The organism is Acidovorax sp. LjRoot194 (assembly GCF_964253015.1).
Lineage (GTDB): Bacteria > Pseudomonadota > Gammaproteobacteria > Burkholderiales > Burkholderiaceae_C > Acidovorax.
Genome location: NZ_CAXUQB020000001.1, coordinates 2,262,489 through 2,284,890, shown reverse-complemented (window position 1 = coordinate 2,284,890; position 22,402 = coordinate 2,262,489). Strand labels below are relative to the sequence as shown.

Genomic DNA, 22,402 nt, shown 5'->3' with positions numbered 1-22,402 from the left:
ACACAAGCGTCAGCTGCTATCGAATTTGATTGTTCACGTTTTTATTGTTGTATCTGATTGACTGAATCGAGGAGCCTTTCCATGCGCGTGTTGAACAAATCCATCATCGTCACCGGCGCCGGCAACGGCATCGGCGAAGGCATCGCCAAGCGCCTGGCCGCTGAAGGCGGCAAGGTCATCGTGAACGACATCAACGAAGCCGGCGGCCAGCGCGTGGTGGCCGAGATCACCGCCGCTGGCGGCACGGCGGCGTTCGTGAAGGCCGACGTCACCAGCTCTGCCGAAGTGAAGGCCCTGGTGGCCGAAACGGTGCGCCTGTACGGCCGCCTGGACGTGGTGGTGAACAACGCCGGCTGGACACACCGCAACCGCCCCATGCTGGAAGTGAGCGAAGAAGACTTCGATAAGGTCTATGCCATCAACATGAAAAGCATCTACTTGTCGGCCATCCACACCGTGCCCGAACTGCGCAAGGCGGGCGGCGGCAGCATCATCAACATCGCCTCCACCGCCGGTCTGCGCCCCCGCCCGGGCCTGACCTGGTACAACGGCTCCAAGGGCGCCGTCATCATCACCAGCAAGTCCATGGCCGCCGAACTGGGCCCCGACAACATCCGTGTGAACTGCATCAACCCCGTGTTCAACCCCGACACTGGCCTGGCCGCCGAATTCGCGGGCGGCCCGGTGGACGAAGCCCGCCGCGCCAAGTTTCTGGCCACCATCCCGCTGGGCCGCTTCTCCACCGCGCTGGACGTGGCCAACGCCGCGCTGTACCTGGCCAGCGACGAAGGCGCGTTCATCAGCGGCGTGTGCATCGAGGTGGACGGCGCGCGCTGCGTGTAATAGCGCCCTGGCGGCGCCTGGCGCTGCCGGGCGCGCTCGCCAGCGCACTGCGCCGCGCCGGGTTGTTTCAGGCCACCAGCGGCCCATTGCATAACTGACAGCAACGTCGACGACGCCGTCGACGTCTGCGCTGCTTCAGCAGCAGGTGTAGCAAGCCCGGCGTATCGCCCTCGCCATCAAGATTTTCAAATGCGTATGCACCTCGAAAATCCCAATGAAACACTGAACTACAACGTCTTTTCGACAGGTCTCTCATGACCGCGTAAGAGTTGTATCGGACGATAAAACAAGCACGCCCCGGCAGCTGTTTTGCACTCCCTCGAACCTATCATGCGCGGCGATTTGAAGCCCCCTTCCAGAGGGGACATCGCTACACAAAAAATGATATCGAGAGGGAATCACCATGGGCAAGCCGGCAGCAAGGCTGGGAGATCTGACGAAGTCCGGAGGGCCGATCACGCAGGGATCGCTGACCGTGCTGATCGGCTCACAAGGGGGCATCGCCTGCTCCAGCTGCCCGGGCGGCAAAGCCATCGGCAGCCCCGTCAACCCCACGCTGGGCGCCAAAGTGCTGGTGGGCACGGAAGACCTGGACTTTGCCTTGCCCGGCCCCATGCCGCTGGTGTGGCAGCGCCAGTACAGCAGCTACGTCAACGCGGAGCACGGCGGCGACTGCGGGCTGTTGGGCTACGGCTGGAAGCTGCCGCACGAGTTGAGCATCGAGCTCCAAGCCACACAGACCCTGCTGCGCGATGCGGGCGGGCGCGTCATCACGTTCGACGAAGCGCTGGAGCCGGGCCAGAGCCTGCACAGCGACAGCGAAGGCCTGCTGCTGATGCGCGGAGGGGGCATGGGCGTGGCGCCGACCCTGACCAAACTGTCCGGGAACAGTCCGGCGACGGATACGGCGGCCACTGTTACCTCCACCTCCAACCCCCACCCCAACACCGCAGAAGAACTCCTGCCCTGGCACCAGCAACAGCGCTGGGCCCACGTTCCTGCCGCCGCCAAGGCCGGCTCCGACTACGTCCTGGCCGCCACGCAGGGCGGGCGCACCGTCTGGCTCTTCAAGGTGCAGGCCGAGGGCTCTTCCAAAGGTTTGTGCCGGCTCATCGGCCTGATGGATGCGTACGGACGCAGCCAGCATTACCAGCACGACGAGCACGGACGCCTGCAAGGCATCACCGACGGGGCGGGCCGGCGCTATGCGCTGCTGTACAACCAGCCTAACGGCGCAGCAACGGCCACGTCCACTCAGACCTCCCTACCAGGCCTGAACCCCGACAGCGGCCTGCGCCTGATCGGCGTGGATTGCACCCACAACCCGCACGACCCCGAGCATGCGGGTTCTGGCTCAGGCTCCGGTGCTGGCGCACACAGGCACGACCCCATCCCCCTGGTGCGCTACTACTACAGCCCCCAGGGTGACCTCATCGCCGTGCACGCCCGAGACGGCCGGCGCACCCGCCAGTTCACCTACGACAGCGCCCACCGCATGGTCGCCCACCGGGTGGGCAACGGCCCCGAGCACACCTACATCTACGAAGACCAGCGCCAAGACCAGCGCGCCAGCGGCAACCTCGGCCACCTCTCCCCCCGCCCCGGCGCCCGCGTGGCCGAACACCACAACGAAGAAGGCCTGAGCTACTACTTCGACTACGAAGAGGCCCACCCCCAGGCCCCCCGGGCCGCCAGCTGCACCACCGTGCGCGACAGCCTGCAGCGCGTGACCCGGTACCACCACGAAGGCACCGGCGGCCTCAAGCGCATCACCCGCGAGGTGCACCCGGACGGCAGCGAAGCACACTACCAGTACGACAGCGCAGGCCGGCGCATTGCCGCCACCGACGCCCTGGGGCGCACCACCCACTGGCGCTACGACGGCCAGGGCCACCTGCTCGGGGTCCAAGGGCCCGACGGCCGCAGCAGCCAGCAGCGCTGGGGCCTGCCCGGCACCGCCGCCGACGACCTGCTGCTGCACAGCACGAGCGCCAGTGGCATCCACACCCACTACCAGTACGACCCCTGGGCCCGCCTGGTGCAAACCACCGTGGTGGCGGGCGACATCGCCCTCACCACCCGACTGGAATACCTGAGCGGCCCGCCCCACGCCGCCGCAGGCAACGCCCGCGCCTGGGTGGACCAGCCCATTGCGCTGATCGATGCCCAGGGCGGGCGCAAGACCCTGGGCTACAACGCCGTCGGCCAGCTCGCGAGCTACACCGACTGCTCGGGCCACACCAGCCGCTGGCAGCACGACGCCTGGGGCGAGCTCATCGAAGAGACCGATGCCCTGGGTCAACGCATACGCCACCAGCGCGATGCTATGGGGCGACTGCAGCAGACGACCCAGGCGGACGGCACGCTGGTGCAATACCGCTGGGGCGACAACGAGCAGGTGCAGGCCATCACGCTGGGCGCCCTGGCAAACCCCACAGCAGGACCATCCGGTGCGCCGGTGCAGACCACCACGATCACCTACGGGCACGACCTGTGGGGCCGCGTCACCGCGCAGACCCAGGCGGGCGCAAGCTTGCACCTGCGCTACGACGTGGCCGGGCGCCTGACCGAGCTCGTGAACGAGAACCACGCGGTCACCCGCTTCGCCTACGACAGCCAAGACCGACTGGTCCGGGAGACAGGGTTCGATGGGCGCAGCCAGAGCTACAGCTACGACGCGGCAGGCCAGCTGATCGAGAAGACCGATGCGCAGGACAGCGGCATGGGCGCGCAAAGCCAAGGCCATGGCACTGTGTGCAGCCGCTACCACTACGACAGCGCAGGGCGGCTGATCTACCGCGTGACCGGCAAGGTTAGGAGGGTTGGTGAAGCAGAGTCGGCCACACGCGACGCAGACACAGACCTGCAGATCCACCAGTTCGGCTACAGCGACAGCGGGGAGCTCCTGGACACCCAGGGCTGGGAGTTGGAAGGGTCTGGAGAGCAAGAACACGGCAATGCATTAGGTGCTGAGGCAGTTAGTGCGCCAGCCGCCCTGATCACCGCCTGGCTGGAGATCAACACCCAGCAGCTTCACAGTGCCCTGAGCCAACAGCACGACGCCCAAACTCTGGCCAGCAGTCCCCTGCTGCAAAATCTGCAAGTCCACCGGCTGCACCAAACCAGCCGCGTGGACCTGCAGCGCGATGCCCTGAGGCGCCCCACTGGCGAAGTGCAAACGCTGTACAGCAACTCCAGCGGCGAGCCTGTCATTGAATTCGAACACCGCATCCACCACCGCCTGGGCGCCCTGGGGCAACGCGAGACCAGCGAACTGCAGGGTATCGGCCAGCTCGACTGGCTCAGCTGCGGTTCAGGGCACGTGCACGGCGTGCTGCTCAACCAGATGCCCCTGGTGGCGCTGGAGCGCGACAAGCTGCACCGCGAAGTGGGCCGCACCTTGCACCTGCTGCCTGGCGAGATGGCCAGCGCAGCGCTCACCCAGAGCCGCCAGCTCGATCCCCTGGGCCGCCTGCTGCACCAGCGCTGGCAAGGCCTGCCCGGACAAAACAGTGCCCCCGCCAGCGCAGCGCCCCTCATCGGCGGCCTGCGGCAACGCCGCTACACCTACGACAGCCTGGGCCAGTTGGTGGGCATCCAGACCCCGACCCACGCAGACGCGTACCAGTACGACGCCCGCCAGCGCCTGACAGGCCAGCGCAGCGCCAGTGCCCAGGGTGAGCAGCAAGCGCGCTGGAGACTGGACCCGGCGGGCAACCGGCTGCCCGAGCAGGCAACCATTCAACGCTCAATAACCAAGAACACAGGCAACCCTGACTGGGCCGCCCAGGTCCAGCAGCACCTGCACGACCCACGCTTCAACCTGCTGCAGCCTCAACCCACCACAGACAGCCCGGCCACAGAGTACGTGGAGCGCTGGCGGGACAACCGCATCGGCTGGAGCCAGGGCGTAGATGATGAAGGAGCGACCCACTACCGGTACGACGACTGGGGCAACCGGATCGAAGCCTGCCATGGCGACGGCAGCACCACCGCCCTGCGCTATGACGCCCTGCACCAGCTCAGGCAAGTCACACAGATCGACCCGCAAGGACAGGTGCAAAGCAAAACCAGCTATCGCTACGACGCGTTCGGACGCAGGGTGAGCAAGGCACACCAGAAAACCGGCAAGGACAGCCAGAACACACACTACGGCTGGGATGGGGACAGGCTGGTGCACACCCAATCCCAAGGTCAGATCCAGCACACGGTGTACGAGCCGGGCAGCTTTGTGCCCCTGCTGCAGATCGAGCGCCACAAAGATGGGCAGACCAACCCCGTCAAAACACTGCTGGACCTGGCCGGCAATGGCGACCCACAAGCGCCAGAACCAGAGCTGCAGCACCGCGATCAGGAAATGCTGCACCAAGCGCTGAAGGAGGTCCTGCAGCCGGACTTCCAGCTGTCCGCCCTGCTGCCGCAGGAGATGCGAAGCCAAGTGGAACAGTCACTGCAGCTCCTCAAGGACACCCAAGCCCACACCGAGGATGCCCACCCGCTGACCATCCGGCACTTCCTGACGGACCACCTGGGCACACCCATTGCGCTGGTCAACGCCAACGGAAAAGAGGCGGGACAGGTGAGTTGGGCTGCAAGATACGGCGCCTGGGGCGAGATCGAGCAGGAGTACAACCCCCACCGCATCCATCAACCCATCCGCTTGCAGGGACAGCAGCTTGATGCGGAGACCGGGCTGCATTACAACCGTTTTCGCTTCTACGACCCGGGGGTTGGGCAGTATGTGACTCAGGATCCTATTGGACTGGCAGGCGGGCCGAGACCATATCAATATGCGAACTTGAATCCAGTGCAGATTTTAGACCCTTTAGGGTTGGACGCTATAGGAAATGGCTCAGGCAACGCACTAGTTTACACCGACATAAACAATGGAAAAACCATAATGATGGACTCCAACGGCAGGTCGATACTAGAAATGGAATCGAGAAATCAGGTTACCAGCAAGGCGAAAGCTGGCGCCTCGGATGCATACAGTGGGAAATTCACAAAATGCCAATACCCAAAGTTCAACAAAGCATTTGGGCCGGCCAAATGGATGACGACGGATAATAGGCAAAGATGGATTCATGGAGGAGGATCGAGTTTAAAGGATCCCTTTTCCCCCCGGCAAGGCTGGAACCCTACTCTAGGATGCACGCGCACTCAAAATGAAGACATTGAAAAACTATGCAGTGCCTCCGAAGATTTTAAAACAAACAATCCGAATAACTCAATAGACTACATCAGGAATGGCGAACTGCCTAACGGCGGCATAACCAATGCAAAAGTACAGTAACAACGAACAAACTGCTCATGAATATTCACAAACATACAATCGTATGCTTGGCATTTTTTTCTTTCTCAGCACAAGCGAAATGTGTGTTGCCGGTACCAGACGGAGAAGAAGGACAAACATCCAACAGAAATCTTGCCGGATACTTAATTGAGAAAAACAATCAAGAAATAAAAATAGAAAAATACCCTGATAGAAAGATTGTCTCCGTAAAACTGGGAGAATTAAAAGAGGCATACTCGGCATTTGGAGGGGATGAAGAAATCTCGAAGCTCAACACCGGAATTGCTGTGCGGATTTGGTACAAGTCATGCAAGAACTCCGAAAAACCACAAGCCGCCTACATTGAATTTTTTTCGAATAGCAGTTTGGATCAGCCAGAAAAATCATATTTCACTACAAAAGGTCGCTAAAAAAAGTTAAAAAACCTCACCTCGGCAAAAGCCGAGATAAATTATATCAATCCTGCACCAAGTAGAAAAACCCTGAGTTTGGCCGGATGATTTATCAAGACAACAAAGGCAAATATTAATACACACGACCAAAACGCGGTGGAAAATCTGCTGAAACCCGGGAGGCCCGGGTTCGTGCCCCCAAACACCAAAGCGACAGCCCACTACCATACTCATGACGGCCCCGATCCAGAGGATGATAGCGAAGATTTTTCTACTTCAGATTCACGTGATGCAGACGGACATGGCATTGACGGATATGTCGGAACACCGTCTGAAAATTTAAAGCGCCACGATTACAAGACTGAAAGAGACGGAACCATCAAAAAGGTCAAAGCAAAATTAATATGATATTTGGACTGATGCTCTCTACTTCATTGATATTATTCTCCCCGTATGCCGCAGGACGCGATACGCAAAGCTTCACTCCCAAGGAAGGATTTCTGCCAGATGAGGCAACCGCAATCGCTGTGGCAGAAATAATTTTAATTAAAATTTATGGAGTCAATCAAATAAAAGAGCAAAGACCTTTTTCTGCAAATTTGAACGGGGACATTTGGGATATTAAAGGATCGCTTAGCCCTCAGGAAGTTGGAGGAACTGCGCACATCAGGATTAAAAAAAATGGAGAAATTATCCAGCTTAGCCACTCGAGGTGAAATACAACGTCCCGAGTCATAAAAATCAATAGCCGTCATCGAAGAAACAGTCAACTCATTGCTTACGAAAACTTGGCATCTTGGTCTGCTTACGTTAACGCTCAAGGCACTGCTGCGCCAAAACTGACCCCGATCAACTCCGGCACCAAGGGCTTCCCCCGCGAGGCGAAGCCCATGCGGCAAAATCACCCCATGGCCGAACGAGTGATCCCCCTGGTGGACCAACGCATCGCCGCTCTGGCGGCGAAGGTGCCGTTGCACGCCTCGGCGCCTACCGGGCTGCTCACCGACACGCTCGGCCGGCCGCTGCGGGACCTGCGCATCAGCGTGACGGACCGCTGCAACTTCCGCTGCAACTACTGCATGCCCAAGGAAGTTTTCGACAAGGACTACCCCTACCTGCCACACGGCGCCCTGCTCAGCTTTGAAGAGATCACGCGGCTGGCGCGGCTCTTCCTGGCGCATGGCGTGCGCAAGATCCGCCTGACCGGCGGCGAGCCGCTGCTGCGCAAGAACCTTGAAGCCCTGGTGGCGCAACTGGCCGAATTGCGCACCGTGGACGGCCTGCCGCCCGACCTGACGCTCACCACCAACGGGTCGCTGCTCGCGCGCAAGGCCCGGGCCCTGAAGGACGCGGGCCTGAACCGCGTGACCGTGAGCCTCGATGGGTTGGACGATGCGGTGTTCCGCCGCATGAACGATGTGGACTTTCCGGTGGCGGACGTGCTGGCGGGCATCGAGGCGGCGCACGCGGCGGGCCTCTCGCAAATCAAGGTGAACATGGTCGTCAAGCGTGGCACCAACGACCACGAGGTGCTGCCCATGGCGCGCCACTTCCGGGGCACGGGCACCACGCTGCGCTTCATCGAATACATGGACGTGGGCGCCACCAACGGCTGGCGCATGGACGAGGTGCTGCCTTCGGCCGAGCTCATCGAGCGCCTGCGCGCCGAACTGCCGCTGGTGGCGCTGAGCCCGAGCGCACCCGGCGAAACCGCTGAACGCTGGGGTTACGCCAACGCCGCTGGCGAGCACGACCCGCGCCTGGGCGAGGTCGGCGTGATCAGCAGCGTGACCCAGGCGTTTTGCCACGACTGCAACCGCGCGCGCCTGTCCACCGAAGGCAAGCTCTACCTGTGCCTCTTCGCCACCCAGGGCTACGACCTGCGCACCTTGCTGCGCGGTGGTGCCAGCGACGAGGCCATCGCATCGGCCATCGCCCCCATCTGGCAGCAGCGCACCGACCGCTATTCGGAGCTGCGCAGCAGCCTGCCTGCGGACGCGGGCGGCGGTGCTCGCCGGGTGGAGATGAGTTATATCGGTGGATGAAGTGAAGCGCCCCCTGAGCCACCTTCGGCGTCTGCCCGCGCTCTCGCTGCGTGCGGCAGGGGGGCACACCCGGTGGCCTGGCGAAGTCGGTTGCACGGGTGCACTGGCCTGGCCGCGCCCGTTCCAGGATCACGCGAAGCACCCGTCTGAGTTTCTTTGAAGATCACGAATGATTGATACCCAAGACATCACCGGCCTCGTGCTGGCCGGCGGCCGGGGCTCCCGCATGGGCGGGGTCGACAAGGGCCTGCAGAACTTTCGCGGCCTGCCGCTGGCGCTGCACACGCTGATGCGGCTGCAGATGCAGACCGGGTCCACCATGGTCAATGCCAACCGCAACCTGGCCGCGTACGAGGCGTTCGGTGCGCCGGTGTGGCCCGATGTGCTGGCCGACTATGCGGGGCCGCTGGCGGGCTTTCTGACGGGGCTGGAGCGCTGCGAAACACCGTGGCTGCTGACCGTGCCGTGCGACACGCCCCTGTTTCCGCTGGACCTGGCAACCCGCCTGGCCGCTGCCGCCAGCGAGCAGGACGCCGAGATCGCCATGGCCTGCGCGCCCGAGGACGACGGTCAGGGGCGTATCACCGTGCGCCCGCAGCCGGTGTTCTGCCTGCTGCGCGTGGAGCTGCTGGAAAGCCTGGTGGCCTTCACGCAGGCCGGTGGCCGCAAGATCGACGCGTGGACCGGCCAGCACCGCTGTGCCTTGGTGCCGTTCGATCAGCCTGGGGATGACGCGCAAGCGTTCTTCAACGCCAACACCCTGGCCGAGTTGCATGCGCTGGAGGGCACGGCGGGGCGCTGAGTTGCCGCGCCTGCACGCACGGCTCTCCCCTGCTCCGGTCTGCACCAACCCATCCCCCGCTTTTGTTCCCCATGCCCACTCCCCACAGCGCAGGCACCGCAGCGACGTCGATTCCGGTGGCGACTACTGCCGCCCAGCCTGCGGCGGTACGCATCCGCGCACTCACAGCGGCCGACGCCGTGCCCTACAAGGCGGTGCGCGATGAAGCGCTGCGCACGGCACCCGACGCCTTCACCTCGGACTACGCGTCGTCCATCGGCCGCGCGGCCAAGGAATACGCCGGGCGCTTCGGGCCGGTGGCATCGGGCACGTTTTTTCTCGGTGCGTTCGATGCCACCGGCCGGTTGCTCGGCTGCGTGGGCTGCGAGCGCGAGCAGCGGACCCAGCAGCGCCACTGCGCCAGCGTGGTGGGCATGATGGTGGCGCCCGGTGCGCAGCGCCAGGGCATCGGGCGGCAGCTGATTGCAGCCTGCGTGCTGGCTGCGCGCCAGGTCCCCGGCCTCACGCAGCTGGTGCTCACGGTGACCGCGTCGAACACCCATGTGGTGCGGCTGTACGAGCAGGCGGGCTTTCATCCCTGGGGCCTGCTGCCGCGCGCCGTGATCGTCGACAACGTGGCGTACGACAAGCTGCACATGCTGCTTTTGCTGACCTCCGACCCCTTTCCCGCCTGTCGCTCCCGGTGACGCGACGTCCTGTGACGATTGCCGCGCGGCATACCCGACTGATTGATTGATTGTTTGTTTGCTGCCCATGAAGACCATTGCCCAGATCGCTGCTGAACTTCAGGGCTACGACCCGCAGGCGCTCAAAGCCTCCGATGTGAACGCGTTCCTGGAGCGCCTGGTCGAGCCCGTGCAGGACACCGAGGAGCTGCCGCTTTTCAACGCACTGGGCCGCGTACTGGCCCGCGATGTGGTGTCGCCCATCAGCGTGCCGCCGCACGACAACTCCGCCATGGACGGCTACGCCTTCGCAGGCGCGCAGCTGGTAGCGGGCCAGCCCCTGGCGCTGCGCGTGGTGGGTACGGCGCTGGCAGGCAAGGCGTGGACGGGCAGCGTGACAGTTGGCGAATGCGTGAAGATCATGACCGGCGCGATCATGCCCGCGGGTCTGGACACCGTGGTGCCGCAGGAGTTCACCACCACGTCTTCCGACACAGCCGGCAGCACAGCGGATAGTGGCCAGCGCATCAGCATTGCGGCCGACGTGCTGCGCACCGGCGACAACCGCCGCTTCAAGGGCGAAGACCTGATGCAAGGCGGCGTGGCGCTGGCGCGTGGCGAGCTGCTGACGCCCGCAGCGCTGGGCCTGGTGGCCAGCCTGGGCCTGCCCACGTTGACGGTGTTCCGGCGCCTGCGGGTGGCGTACTTCTCGACCGGCGACGAGATCCTGAGCCTGGGCGAGCCGCCCCGCGAAGGCGCGGTGTACGACAGCAACCGCTACACCGTGTTCGGCCTGCTCACCCGCCTGGGCGTGGAGGTGATCGACCTGGGCGTGGTGCGCGACGAGCCCGCGCTGCTCGAAGCCGCCTTCCGCCAGGCCGCAGGGCCGGCGGACGCCATCATCACCAGCGGCGGCGTGAGCGTGGGCGAGGCTGACCACACCCGCACCATGATGAAGAAGCTGGGCGACGTGGCCTTCTGGCGCATCGCCATGCGCCCGGGCCGCCCGATGGCGGTGGGAACCATCGCCGGCACGCTGCCAAGCACCCAGTTTGAAGCAAAAAAAGCCCCTGCCGCTCATCCAGAAAGCGCCATCAGCTATCAAAACAGTAGCAATAGTGACGCGGGTGCAGGCACAGGCACAGGCACAGGCGGGGGTGAAGGTGCAGTCCTCTTTGGCCTGCCGGGCAACCCGGTGGCGGTGATGGTGACCTTTCTCGCGTTCGTGCGTCCTGCCCTGCTGCGCATGATGGGCAGCACCCGCCCTGCGCCGCCCCTGCTGCGCGCCGTGTGTACCGAGCCCCTGCGCAAGAAGCCCGGCCGCACCGAATACCAGCGCGGCACCGTCACCACCGCCGCCGACGGCACGCTGCAGGTGTGCACCACCGGCAACCAGGGCTCGGGCGTGCTCAGCTCCATGGTGCAGGCCAACGGCCTCATCGTGCTGCACCACGGCCAGGGCAACGTGGCGGTGGGCGACACGGTGGATGTGATGGTCTTTGAAGGCATGATCTGACACAGCCATGGGCACATCGCTGGTGCAGAGCGCGCTCCCTCGCCATAACCTGTGTCCCAACTTTTCATTTCACTCGTTGAACCGCCATGCCCTACACCGCCACACACCTTGCCCAGCCCCCTGCTCGCGAAGATATCGACAGCCTGACGGGCGCTGCCGTGCTGGAGTTCGGCACGCCCTGGTGCGGCCACTGCCAGCGCGCACAGCCGCTGATCGAAGGCGCCTTGAAGGACCGTGGTGACGTCGCCCACGTGAAGGTGGAAGACGGCCCCGGCCAGCGCCTGGGCCGCAGCTTCAGCGTGAAGCTCTGGCCGACACTGGTGTTCCTGAAGGACGGCAAGGAAGTGGAGCGGCTGGTGCGGCCGCAGGGTCAGCAGGAGATCGCTGATGCACTGCAAGTCCTGGCAGCGCCAGCAGGCTGATGCCCATCAAGCCGTTTACACTGAGCCTGCAGAGGCACTGCGAAAGGCTTCGACAGGCTCAGCCCGAACGGAAATGGAATGGTCGAGGATGGATCTGCAGGAGCAGCAGTCTCCAGGGCTTGCTGCACTTCTGAAGCCGAACCATCTTCTCCATCAGCCCCCAAAAACAAAAGGCCCCGACAGGGCCTTTTGTGTTTTTGCTCTGATGGGTCAGTACGGCGAGGCCCCTACTTCCTACTTACTTGCCCACGTAGTCGTGCATGTGCACCGCATGCGCCGGCTCTTCGGTCGCCACCGCCGTGTTCGCCCCGGGCACCGTCCTGCGTGCGAACAGCGTGTACATGGTGGGCACCACGAAGATGGTGAGCAGCGTGCCCAGCGACATGCCGCCCACGATCACCCAGCCGATCTGCATGCGGGTCTCGGCGCCCGCGCCGGTGGCCAGCGCCAGGGGAATGGCGCCCAGCACCATGGCGCCGGTGGTCATCAGGATGGGGCGCAGGCGCTGGGCCGAGGCCTTGACCAGTGCATCGACCATGTCCATGCCCTGCTCGCGCAGCTGGTTGGTGAACTCGACGATCAGGATGCCGTGCTTGGTGATCAGGCCCACCAGCGTGATCAGGCCGATCTGTGAATACACGTTGAGCGAGCCGCCGCTCCATTTGAGCGCCAGCAGGGCGCCGATCATCGACAGCGGCACCGACACCATGATCACCAGGGGGTCGATGAAGCTTTCGAACTGCGCTGCCAGCACCAGGAAGATGAACACCAGCGCGAGCAAGAACACCACGCCCAGCGCGCCCTGCGAGCTCTTGAACTCGCGCGAGGTGCCGTTCAGATCGGTCGTGTAGCCGGCGCGCAGCACCTTGGCGGCGGTGTCGTCCATGAACTTGAGCGCCTCGCCCAGCGAGTACTCGGGCGACAGGTTGGCGGTGATGGTGGCCGAGCGGCGCTGGCCGAAGTGGTTCAGCTCTCGGGGACTCACGCTCTCACGCACGGTGACCAGGCTGGACAGCGGAATCATCGAATCGTTGCGGCCGCGCACGTAGATGGTGTCGATGTTCTCTGGCGTGGTGCGGCCGCGTGCGGCCGTCTGCACGATCACGTCGTACTGCTCCGCATCGCGCTTGTAGCGCGTGACGGTGCGCCCGCCCAGCATGGTTTCGATGGCCTTGGCGACCACGTCCACGCTCACGCCCAGGTCGGCCGCGCGCTCGCGGTTGACTTCGATGCGCAGCTCGGGCTTGTTCAGGCGCAGGTCGATGTCGGGGCCGATGATGCCGGGGTTCTGCGCAATCTCTGCCATGAAGGCAGTGGCCACCTGGTTAAGGTTTTCATAACTGTCGGACGTCTGGATCACATACGTGAGCGGCCGTGCGCGAAAGCCCTGGCCCAGCGATGGCGGGGTGATGAGGAACGAGCTCACGCCCGGCAGTGTGCCCACCTTGGGCTGCAGCTCGCGCGCCAGCTCCAGGGTGGTGCGCTTGCGGTTTTCCCAGTCCACCGTGCGGTAGATGACGCTGCCCTGGGCCACGGTGGGGTTGCCGATGTTGGCGAAGATGCGGTCGAACTCGGGGTACTGCTGCCCAATTTTCTCCAGCTCCAGCGCGTAGCGGTTGGTGTAGTCCAGAGTGGCGCCGTCCGGCGCAGTGACGTTGACCAGCACTGTGCCGCGGTCTTCGAGCGGCGACAGCTCCTGGCGCATGGTGGGATAGACCAGGACCAGGGCCACGCCACTCACGGCCATGATGGCGATCACGATCCAGCGGGCCTGGAAGATCGCGCCGCGGATGCGGCTGCCGCGGCCGGCGCCCTCCTGGCCCGCGCCGCCGCCCCAGCGGGCGGTCACGATCCAGCGCAGCAGGCGGCCATACGCGTCCGACAGCGCGGTGAGCCAGCGCTCCATGGAGCGGTCAAACCAATTGGGCTTGGGGTTGTGCTTGAGCAGCAGCGAACACATCATGGGCGACAGCGTGAGCGCCACGAAGCCCGACACCACCACCGCCCCGGCCAGCGCCAGCGCAAACTCCACGAACAGCCGGCCGGTGCGCCCGGGCGTGAAGGCCAGCGGCGCATACACCGCCACCAGGGTGAGCGTCATGGCCACGATGGCAAAGCCGATCTCGCGCGCGCCCTTGATCGCGGCGGAGAACGGGTCGAGCCCTTCTTCGATGTGCCGGTAGATATTCTCCAGCATCACGATGGCATCGTCCACCACCAGGCCGATGGCCAGCACCAGCGCCAGCAGCGTGAGCGTGTTGATCGAAAAGCCCGCCAGCGACATCAGCGCAAAACTGCCCACCAGGCTCACCGGGATGGTGATGATGGGAATGATGGACGCGCGCAGCGTGCGCAGGAAGACGAAGATCACCAGCGCCACCAGCACCACCGCTTCGATGATGGTGGAGTACACGCTCTTGATGGACCGGTCGATGAACAGCGAGTTGTCGTTGGCCACGTCGATCACGATGTCCGGCGGCAGGTCGGACTTGAGGACGGGCATCATCGCGCGCACGCCCTGCGCCAGCTCCAGCGGGTTGGCCGTGGCCTGGCGGATCACGCCGACCGAGATGGCCTCGCGCCCGTTCAGGCGCACGCGGCTGCGGTCGCTGGCGGCACCCTCTTCGACCCGCGCCACGTCGCGGATGCGCACCGGAAACCCGTTGACGGTGCGGATCACCACCTCGGCAAACTGCCCGGGCGTGGACAGGTCGGTCTGCGAGGTCACGCTGAACTCGCGCTGCTGCGACTCGATGCGGCCCGCGGGCAGCTCCAGGTTGTTCTTGCGGATCGCGTCTTCCACATCCTGCGTGGTCAGGCGGTAGCCGGCCATGCGTTCAGGGTCGAGCCATACGCGCATGGCGTATTTGCGCTCTCCGTAGATGGGCACGTCGGCCACGCCGGTCACCGTCTGCAGGCGCGGCTTGACGATGCGGTTGACCAGGTCGTTGATCTCCAGCGGGCTGCGCGTGTCGCTGCTGAAGGCCAGCCACATCACGGGCGAGGCGTCGGCCTCGACCTTGGCGATGACGGGTTCGTCCACTGCGTCGGGCAGGCGGTTGCGCACCCGGGCCGTGCGGTCGCGCACTTCAGCGGCGGCGTTGTCGGCGTCTTTCTCCAGCCGAAAGCGCACGCTGATCTGGCTTTGCTCGGGGCGGCTGATGGAGGTGATCACGTCCACCGCGTCGATGCCGGCGATGGAGTCTTCGAGCGGCTTGGTGACCTGCGACTCGATCACCTCGGCCGAGGCGCCCGCGTAGCGCACGCTGACAGTGACCACGGGCTCGTCGATCTTGGGGTATTCGCGCACCGACAGGCGTGTGAAGCTCACCGCACCGATCAGCAGCACCAGCAGCGACAGAACGGTGGCAAAGACCGGCCGGCGTATCGATATTTCAGCGAGTTGCATGGCAGTGGGGGGCTTCGGTCAGTCGGTCGGTCGGGCGGGCGGGGAAGGGATCAGGCAGGTGCACGTGCACCAGATGGCGCGGCGCGCCCGCCGGGCCCACCGGCGGCCAGGCAAGGGTTGGTGCCTGGCAGCGGTGCCACCAGGGCCGCGGCGGATGGCGCTGCCGCCGGGGCTGCCGGCACCGCAGCGGGTGCAGCGGCCGCAGCCATGGGGGCACCATTGGGCGCACCCGCCGCGCCGTTGGCAGGCGCATCGGCCGGCGCCGCTGCGCTGACCGCAGCCCCGGGGCCCGATGCTGCACGTGCGGCCCCAGGCGCGGCGCCGCTGGAGGGTTTGCCCAGTTCCACCACGCGCACCGCAGCGCCGTCCTTCTGGATGCGCTGCTGCCCCGCCGAAACGACCACGTCGCCCGCTTTCAAGCCATCCACCACCTCGACAAACCCGGGGGTGCGCACACCCAGCTTCACGGGTGTGCGGCGGGCGATGCGGCTGCCAGGCTCCTTGCCCTCGACGATCTTGAACACATAGGGGTTGCTACCTTCAGGCACCACGGCCTCTTCAGGGATGACGCTCGCATCTGCGCGCTCGGCAAACACGGCGGTCACGCGGGCGAACATGCCCGGGCGCAGCTGCAGGCGGCGGTTGTCGATGCAGCCGCGCACCGCGATGGAGCGGCCATCGGCGTCGATCTGGGGATTGATGGCCTGCACCACGGCGCCGTAGCGCACGCCTGGCAGCGCATCGAAGGAGACCTGCGCCGTCTGGCCAGTGCGCACCTTGCTCTGCAGGCGCTCGGGCAGGCGGAAGTCCACGTACACCGCGTCGAGATCTTCCACGTTGACGATGTCGGCACCGTCCTTCAGGTAGTCACCCACGTTCACGCCGCGGATGCCGGCAATGCCGTCAAAGGGTGCCACTATCTTCAGGCGCGATGCGGTGGCCTGCGCCAGCGACAGTTTGGCCTGCGCCACTTCGAGGTTGGCTGCGCTCTCGTCCACCGAACGCTGGCTGATGAAGCCCTGGGCCACGAGCTCCTGGTTGCGCTTGTGGTTGGCCTGGGCGATGGACATCTCCGCCTGGCTCTGCTGGATCTGGGCGCGGGGCAATTGGTCGTCGAACTGCACCAACACCTGGCCGCGCTTGACGCGCTGGCCGTCGCGAAAGTTCAGCTGGGTGATGCGGCCACTGACCTCAGGGCGCAGCACCACGCTCTGGCGCGACCGCAGGCTGCCCACGGCCTCGGCATCGTCACGCATCGCCATCTGGCGCACGGCCACGGCCTCTACCGACGCCACCCGGCCTGCACCGCCCTGCGCTCCACCGCGTGCAGAGCCCGCAGGCGCGCCGTTGGCGGCTGCAGGCGCTGCCGGCGCCCCATCAGTGCGCGGAGCCTGGGTGGGCTTTTGCAGCCACCATGCAGCACCCAGGGCGGCTGCAATGCCGATGACAGCGAAAACGATGGTTCTTTTCTTGGACGCCATGGATCAATGAAACCGGTGGAAGAGCGGAATGCAACCAAAGAATGTATCAGTCCGTGTCAGACACTGCAGTGACTGGCGCCTTGACCGAAGGTCAATTCCCCGGTTTTACGCAGGCTTTACACAAAGCGACCACTCACCCAGGCGCTCAGGCGAATATCCCGAGGCGCTGTGTTGCTGGAATGCACACCGCGTGCCAGCTTCAATGCCAAAAAGCGCGCTTCAACCCCTGCCGAGGGCCTTGTCCACGCCCTTGTTGGCCAGGCCATCCGCCCGTTCATTGCCGGGGTCGCCCGAGTGCCCCTTCACCCAGCGCCAGTCGATGCGGTGGCCGCCGGTGCTGACCAGCGCATCCAGGCGCTGCCACAGCTCCACGTTCTTGACGGGCTGCTTGGACGCCGTGCGCCAGCCCCGGGCCTTCCAGCCGTGGATCCACTCCGTGATGCCCTTGCGCACGTATTCGCTGTCGAGGAACAGCGTGACCGCGCAGGGCCGCTTGAGCGCCGTCAGCGCCTCGATCACCGCCATCAGCTCCATGCGGTTGTTGGTGGTGCCCAGCTCGCCGCCGAACAGCTCTTTTTCGGTGTCGCCCGCGCGCAGCAGCACGCCCCATCCGCCGGGGCCGGGGTTGCCCTTGCAGGCGCCGTCTGTGTATATCACTACCTGATTCAAACCGTGTTCCTGTCTTTGTCGCGTTTTTTGAACGATGCGTGGGGCTTGCGGGTGGCGGGCCGCGCCGCGGGTACCGCTGGCGCGCCAGCCGCGTGGGCCCGGTTGGCCACGGGCACCGTGCCCGCAGCTCGCTGGCGCTGGGTGCGCCAGGCGGGCCCCAGCAAGCGCATGCCGTGCACCCGCTTGGCGGCCACCACGAAGTACGCTGCCCCGAAGATGGGCCACCACCGCTCGCCCCAGGGGTCCATGAAGCCGAAGCGGTCCAGCCACTGGGTGCTGCGCACTGCAGGACGATAACAGCCAAATTGGGCCGATTCGACTTCGAAGCTGAGCAACCGCAGCCAGTCGCGCAGGCGGCGGTAGCCGATGAACTCGCCCACGTCGGGCAGGTACAGGTGGCCTTTGCCCAGGCGCTGGTACAGCCGCGCCCGCCGCTGGCGCAGGCCCCACAGGCTGGCGGGATTCAGGCCGCTGATGACCACCCGCCCCTCGGGCACCAGCACCCGCTCCACCTCGCGCAGCGTGGCGTGGGGGTCGATGCTCAGCTCCAGGGTGTGGGGCAGCACCAGCAGGTCGAGGCTGTTTTCTGCAAACGGCAGGGCCACGGACTCTGCCAGCAAGTCGATGGTGCGGCGCTGGGGCTGTGCCACGGCACCAGGGTCCGCGCGCCCATCCACGGCGATGCCCCGGTCTGCGCCAGCCATCATGTGGGCCGCACCCGGTGCGTGCCCCACGGCAAAACCCTCCTGCCCCAGGGCCAGCCACTGGTGGGGCATGCGGTTGGCGCGCAGGCCGTCCAGCAGCGGCATGCCGAGCTGCAGGCTGTGGTAGCCAAAGATGTCGGCCACCGCGTCATCGAAGCGCGCCTGCTCCCATGCCAGCAGGTACCGGCCCGGCGGGGAGTCGAACCACCGGTGCAAACCTATAATTTGATCGCTCATGAACTTGCTGCCGCTGCCCGCCTTTACCGACAACTACATCTGGATGCTGCACGACGGGCGCCATGCGATCGTTGTCGACCCTGGGGATTCCGTGCCCGTGGTGCAGGCACTGCAGCGCCTGGGCGTGCAGTTGCAGGCCATTCTAGTCACGCACCACCATGCCGATCATGTCGGTGGGGTCGATGCGCTGCGCGACGCCACCGGCGCCGTGGTCTACGGCCCGGCCCGCGAGCGCATTCCCGAGCCGCTGGTGCGCCTGGCGCAGGGTGATACCGTCGACGCGCTGGGCCTGCACTTCGACCTGTTCGACGTACCTGGACACACGGCGGGCCACATCGCCTACTATTGCGCGGCGTTCGATGGGGCGCCGCTGCTGTTTTGCGGCGACACACTGTTTTCTGGCGGATGCGGGCGTTTGTTCGAAGGCACGCCAGCGCAGATGCTCGGCTCGCTCGACCAGCTGGCGGCGCTGCCGGGCGACACCCGCGTGTGCTGCACGCACGAGTACACACTGTCCAACCTCAAATTTGCGCGCGCCGTGGAACCCGGCAACGCAGCTTTGCTCCACTACAGCAACCAGTGCGAAGCGCTGCGTGCCGGCAATCAGCCCACGCTGCCTTCCAACATGGCGCTGGAGCGAGACATCAACCCCTTCCTGCGCACACGGCAGCCTGGTGTGGCCCACGCGGCCCAGGTTTTCGATGCGCAGGTCCACGAAGACGACGCCGTAGCGGTTCTGGCCGCACTGCGCCAATGGAAGAACGAGTTCCGATGAAAATTTTGCACATTGCCTGCCTGGCAGCCGCCGTATGGCTTACTGGCTGCGCCACCACAGGCACCACGCAAGACACTGCAGCCAAGGACGCCAAGGCCACCACCACCGCCAGCACGCCGGCGGCCCGCGCCCCGCACACCCCCGTCATTCCCAACGGCCCGCTGCGCCCCATCACCGCTGCGCAGGCCGCCAGCGGCGAAGTCGCATCGCTGTCGGCCCCCGCCGACCTGTGGGACCGCATCCGCCGCGGCTTTGCGATGCCCGACCTGCAGCACGAACTGGTGCAGGACCGCGAGCAGTGGTATGCCACCCGGCCCGACTACATGCAGCGCATGACCGAGCGCTCGAGCAAGTACCTGTTCCACATCGTCGAAGAGCTGGAGCGCCGCGGCATGCCCACCGAGCTGGCCCTGCTGCCGTACATCGAGAGCGCGTTCAACCCCCAGGCGGTGTCCAGCGCCAAGGCGGCCGGCATGTGGCAGTTCATGCCCGCCACCGGCAACTATTTCGACCTCAAGCAGAACGCATTCCGTGACGACCGCCGCGATGTGCTGGCCTCGACCCGCGCCGCGCTCGACTACCTGCAAAAGCTCCACGGCATGTTCGGCGACTGGCACCTGGCCCTGGCCGCCTACAACTGGGGCGAAGGCAGCGTGGGCCGCGCCATTGCGCGCAACCAGAAGCAAGGCCTGGGTACCAGCTACACCGACCTGAACATGCCGGCCGAGACCCGCATGTATGTGCCCAAACTGCAGGCGGTGAAGAACATCGTGGCGCACCCCGAGGCCTTCCGCACCGAGCTGCCGCTGATCGAGAACCACCCGTACTTCCAGACCGTGGACATCACGCACGACATGGACGTGGCGCTGGTGGCCCAGCTGGCCGGCATCCGCGAGGATGACTTCCGCGCGCTGAACCCGTCGTTTCACCGGCCTGTGATCCTGGCCGCCGGCACGCCGCAGATTCTGCTGCCGTGGGACAACGCCAAGGTCTTCCAGCGCAACCTGGAAGCGCGCCGCGAAGGCCAGTACGCCAGCTGGACCGTGTGGTCCGTGCCCTCCAACATGACGGTGGCCGACGCCGCCCAGCGTGCGGGCATGAGCGAGAACGACCTGCGCAGCCTGAACAACATCCCGCCGCGCATGCTCATCAAGGCGGGATCGGCGCTGATGGTGCCGCGCTCGGCAGCCATCCGCCAGGATGTGTCGTCGCACCTGGCGGACAACGGCCAGCTGGCCTTTGCGCCGGAGATGGTGACGCGCAAGACGACTGTGCGCGCCGGCAAGGGTGAAACCGTGGCCAGCATCGCGCGCCGCTACAAGCTGGCAGCCTCCAGCGTGGCCGACTGGAACGACGTGCGCGCCAATGCAGCCTTCAAGCTGGGGCAGCAGGTGGTGGTGTACTTGCCCGTGCGGCAGGCCCAGGCCAGCGCACGCAGCAGCGGCAGCACGCGCGCCTCGGCCAACAGCAGTGGTGGCGGCAAGCGTTCGGTGTCGGCACCGGCGCGCAAGGGTGGCACGCCGTCGAAGGTGAAGCGCCGCTGAAGCGCACGGACGACGAGGGCAGCCGCGCTGCCCTCCACAAGACTGCCTGATGGCTACAGCGCTGCCTTAGCCCTCAGTCGAGCGCTGGGGCTGGGCTCAAAAGCGCAGGTTGTGCATGCCCAGCAGCCCCAAAATGCCCATGATGATGAGGTACAGCGCCACGATGGTGCTGAGCAGGCGGGGCATCACCAGAATGAGAATGCCGGCGATCAGGGAAACGAGAGGGCCGATGCTGAGGCTGAACGTCATGGCGCGATCCTTGATGTAGAAAAAAGAAGAAAACAACGAGCGTGGAAGCGGTGTGGGCGACGACGGCACAGTGCAATGCCGGGATGGTGCGCAGTGCCGACTGCCCAGGACTGTAGTCCATCCGTTGGCTGATTTTTGCGTCGCAGGACGGAGCGCCAGCCTGCTGTAGGCGTGGCCCGCCAATCCCTTTTCATCCCCCAGCACCCCTTCAGGCTCTGGCAGGTCCTGCCAATGCCTAGACGTTGAATTTCTGCCGTGCCTTGCGCACGAATTCGTTGGTGTAGGTACGCGCCAGGTCGACCTTGAAATCCGCCATCTCGGGGTGCACCCGCGCGAGCACGCGCAAGGCGGTGGCCGCACCGTCGTCGGCCATGAGCCCGTTGGTGGAGTAGGTCTCGCGCACGCGGCTGAAGGCCGCCAGGTACAACCCCCGGTCGCCCATCAGATACCCCGGCGGCACCGCCTTCACCAGGTCGGCCGGGCCCGCGGTCTGCAGCCACTTGAGCGCATGCACGATGCCGTTGGCCAGCGCCTGTGCCTGCGGTGCGTTTTTCTGGATGAAGGCCTGCGGTGCGTACAGGCAGCTGGCGGGCATGTTGCCACCGAATATCTCCTGCGCCGCCTTGAGCGAGCGCATGTCGCCCGCGATGCGGGTGTCGGCCTTTTGCTCCAGCAAGGTCATGATCGGGTCGGCATGGCACAGCGCATGCACCTGCCCGGCGCGCAGCGCATTCAGCGCCGCCGTGCCGGAGCCCACGGGCACAAACGAGACATCCTTGGATGAGAGCCCCACCCGCGCCAGCAGCAGGCTGGCCGCCAGGTGGGTGGACGACCCCACCGACGACACGCCGATGCGCCGCCCTTCCAGATCGCCCAGCTCCTTGAAGGACGGCAGGGAGCGCTGCGACACACCCAAAGCCAACTGCGGCGCGCGCCCTTGCACCACCAGCGAGCGGTAGGCCTGCCCCCGCGCCTGCTGGCGCAGCGTGTGCTCGAAAGCACCAGCGCAGACGTCTGCCGCCCCCTCTTGCACCGCCTGCACTGCCAACGCACCGGCGGCGAAGTCCCGCACCGTGACGTCCAGCCCCTCGGCCCGGAAGAACCCCAACTGGTCCGCCAGCGCCAGAGGCAGGTGGTACAGCACGCCCTGCCCCCCCACCGCGATGGTGACGCGGCCCAGCGGCGTGGCGTCCGTCTGGGCCCGCACGGCCGCAGGCGCAAACACCGCAGCTGCGGAAGCAGCAGACAGTGCACCAAAGGCGCGGCGGGTGTGCAAAGGACGGTTCATGGGATCAGAAAATAGACATTGTTGCACCGCAACAATCGTGCCGCAGAGTGGGCCATTCCGCATTAGGG

The 22,402-nt window shown here is 65.3% G+C and carries 18 protein-coding genes; 12 read left to right on the top strand and 6 right to left on the bottom strand.

Translation table 11 applies throughout. The annotated features are described in order from the left end of the window. Positions 1–81: 81 nt before the first annotated feature. The 10 genes from ACSQ3N_RS10295 (at position 82) to ACSQ3N_RS10250 (ending at position 11,978) form a co-directional block, all read left to right on the top strand. Positions 82–843: an SDR family oxidoreductase gene (locus ACSQ3N_RS10295; protein ID WP_056167948.1), complete on the top strand. Its 762-nt coding sequence runs from the start codon at positions 82–84 to the stop codon at positions 841–843. 403 nt (positions 844–1,246) lie between these two features. After that, the gene (locus tag ACSQ3N_RS10290) at positions 1,247–6,136 is read left to right on the top strand and encodes an RHS repeat-associated core domain-containing protein (RefSeq protein WP_436146179.1); all 4,890 of its coding nucleotides are present in this window, start codon (positions 1,247–1,249) and stop codon (positions 6,134–6,136) included. Between the two features lie 17 nt (positions 6,137–6,153). After that, entirely contained in the window at positions 6,154–6,546 is a 393-nt protein-coding gene (locus tag ACSQ3N_RS10285) for a hypothetical protein (RefSeq protein WP_156371940.1), read from the top strand. Positions 6,547–6,639: 93 nt separating this feature from the next. Then, a complete protein-coding gene (locus ACSQ3N_RS10280; protein WP_082516755.1) occupies positions 6,640–6,936 on the top strand; it encodes a DUF4329 domain-containing protein in 297 nt (98 codons plus the stop codon). Continuing rightward, positions 6,933–7,244, top strand: coding sequence for an NTF2 fold immunity protein (locus tag ACSQ3N_RS10275; protein WP_082516754.1), 312 nt, complete (start codon positions 6,933–6,935; stop codon positions 7,242–7,244). The genes ACSQ3N_RS10280 and ACSQ3N_RS10275 overlap by 4 nt, the downstream gene beginning before the upstream one ends. A gap of 192 nt (positions 7,245–7,436) precedes the next feature. Continuing rightward, positions 7,437–8,573 (top strand): GTP 3',8-cyclase MoaA, encoded by a 1,137-nt coding sequence (moaA, locus tag ACSQ3N_RS10270; RefSeq protein ID WP_056163829.1) that lies wholly within the window; start codon positions 7,437–7,439, stop codon positions 8,571–8,573. Between the two features lie 169 nt (positions 8,574–8,742). Further along, positions 8,743–9,375 carry a molybdenum cofactor guanylyltransferase MobA gene (mobA, locus tag ACSQ3N_RS10265; RefSeq protein WP_056163780.1) on the top strand — a complete coding sequence of 211 codons (633 nt, stop codon included), beginning with the start codon at positions 8,743–8,745 and terminating at the stop codon, positions 9,373–9,375. A 71-nt stretch (positions 9,376–9,446) separates the two neighbouring features. Beyond that, positions 9,447–10,061, top strand: coding sequence for a GNAT family N-acetyltransferase (locus tag ACSQ3N_RS10260; RefSeq protein WP_082516753.1), 615 nt, complete (start codon positions 9,447–9,449; stop codon positions 10,059–10,061). A gap of 67 nt (positions 10,062–10,128) precedes the next feature. Beyond that, positions 10,129–11,556 (top strand): molybdopterin molybdotransferase MoeA, encoded by a 1,428-nt coding sequence (locus tag ACSQ3N_RS10255; RefSeq protein WP_436146178.1) that lies wholly within the window; start codon positions 10,129–10,131, stop codon positions 11,554–11,556. 86 nt (positions 11,557–11,642) lie between these two features. Then, a complete protein-coding gene (locus ACSQ3N_RS10250; RefSeq protein WP_436146177.1) occupies positions 11,643–11,978 on the top strand; it encodes a thioredoxin family protein in 336 nt (111 codons plus the stop codon). Positions 11,979–12,216: 238 nt separating this feature from the next. Here the strand turns inward: ACSQ3N_RS10250 and ACSQ3N_RS10245 are convergent, their stop codons facing one another. The 4 genes from ACSQ3N_RS10245 to ACSQ3N_RS10230 form a co-directional block, all read right to left on the bottom strand. Beyond that, entirely contained in the window at positions 12,217–15,387 is a 3,171-nt protein-coding gene (locus ACSQ3N_RS10245; protein WP_436146176.1) for an efflux RND transporter permease subunit, read from the bottom strand. Between the two features lie 50 nt (positions 15,388–15,437). Next, positions 15,438–16,868 carry an efflux RND transporter periplasmic adaptor subunit gene (locus ACSQ3N_RS10240; protein WP_436146175.1) on the bottom strand — a complete coding sequence of 477 codons (1,431 nt, stop codon included), beginning with the start codon at positions 16,866–16,868 and terminating at the stop codon, positions 15,438–15,440. A gap of 219 nt (positions 16,869–17,087) precedes the next feature. Continuing rightward, entirely contained in the window at positions 17,088–17,537 is a 450-nt protein-coding gene (gene rnhA, locus ACSQ3N_RS10235; protein WP_056163766.1) for a ribonuclease HI, read from the bottom strand. Continuing rightward, complete coding sequence (locus ACSQ3N_RS10230) at positions 17,534–18,478, bottom strand: class I SAM-dependent methyltransferase (protein ID WP_082516752.1); 945 nt, start codon at positions 18,476–18,478, stop codon at positions 17,534–17,536. The genes rnhA and ACSQ3N_RS10230 overlap by 4 nt, the downstream gene beginning before the upstream one ends. On the opposite strand from ACSQ3N_RS10230, the gene gloB reads away from it, so the two are divergent. Both gloB and ACSQ3N_RS10220 read left to right on the top strand, forming a co-directional pair. Further along, a complete protein-coding gene (gene gloB / locus ACSQ3N_RS10225; RefSeq protein ID WP_056163761.1) occupies positions 18,477–19,253 on the top strand; it encodes a hydroxyacylglutathione hydrolase in 777 nt (258 codons plus the stop codon). The genes ACSQ3N_RS10230 and gloB overlap by 2 nt on opposite strands. After that, complete coding sequence (locus ACSQ3N_RS10220) at positions 19,250–20,797, top strand: transglycosylase SLT domain-containing protein (RefSeq protein WP_056163758.1); 1,548 nt, start codon at positions 19,250–19,252, stop codon at positions 20,795–20,797. Before gloB ends, ACSQ3N_RS10220 begins: the two co-directional genes overlap by 4 nt. A gap of 96 nt (positions 20,798–20,893) precedes the next feature. Here ACSQ3N_RS10220 and ACSQ3N_RS10215 read toward each other — a convergent pair whose 3' ends face one another. Both ACSQ3N_RS10215 and ACSQ3N_RS10210 read right to left on the bottom strand, forming a co-directional pair. Continuing rightward, complete coding sequence (locus tag ACSQ3N_RS10215) at positions 20,894–21,046, bottom strand: DUF3096 domain-containing protein (RefSeq protein ID WP_082485775.1); 153 nt, start codon at positions 21,044–21,046, stop codon at positions 20,894–20,896. Between the two features lie 235 nt (positions 21,047–21,281). Continuing rightward, entirely contained in the window at positions 21,282–22,334 is a 1,053-nt protein-coding gene (locus ACSQ3N_RS10210) for an ABC transporter substrate-binding protein (RefSeq protein WP_436146174.1), read from the bottom strand. Positions 22,335–22,402 lie beyond the last annotated feature (68 nt).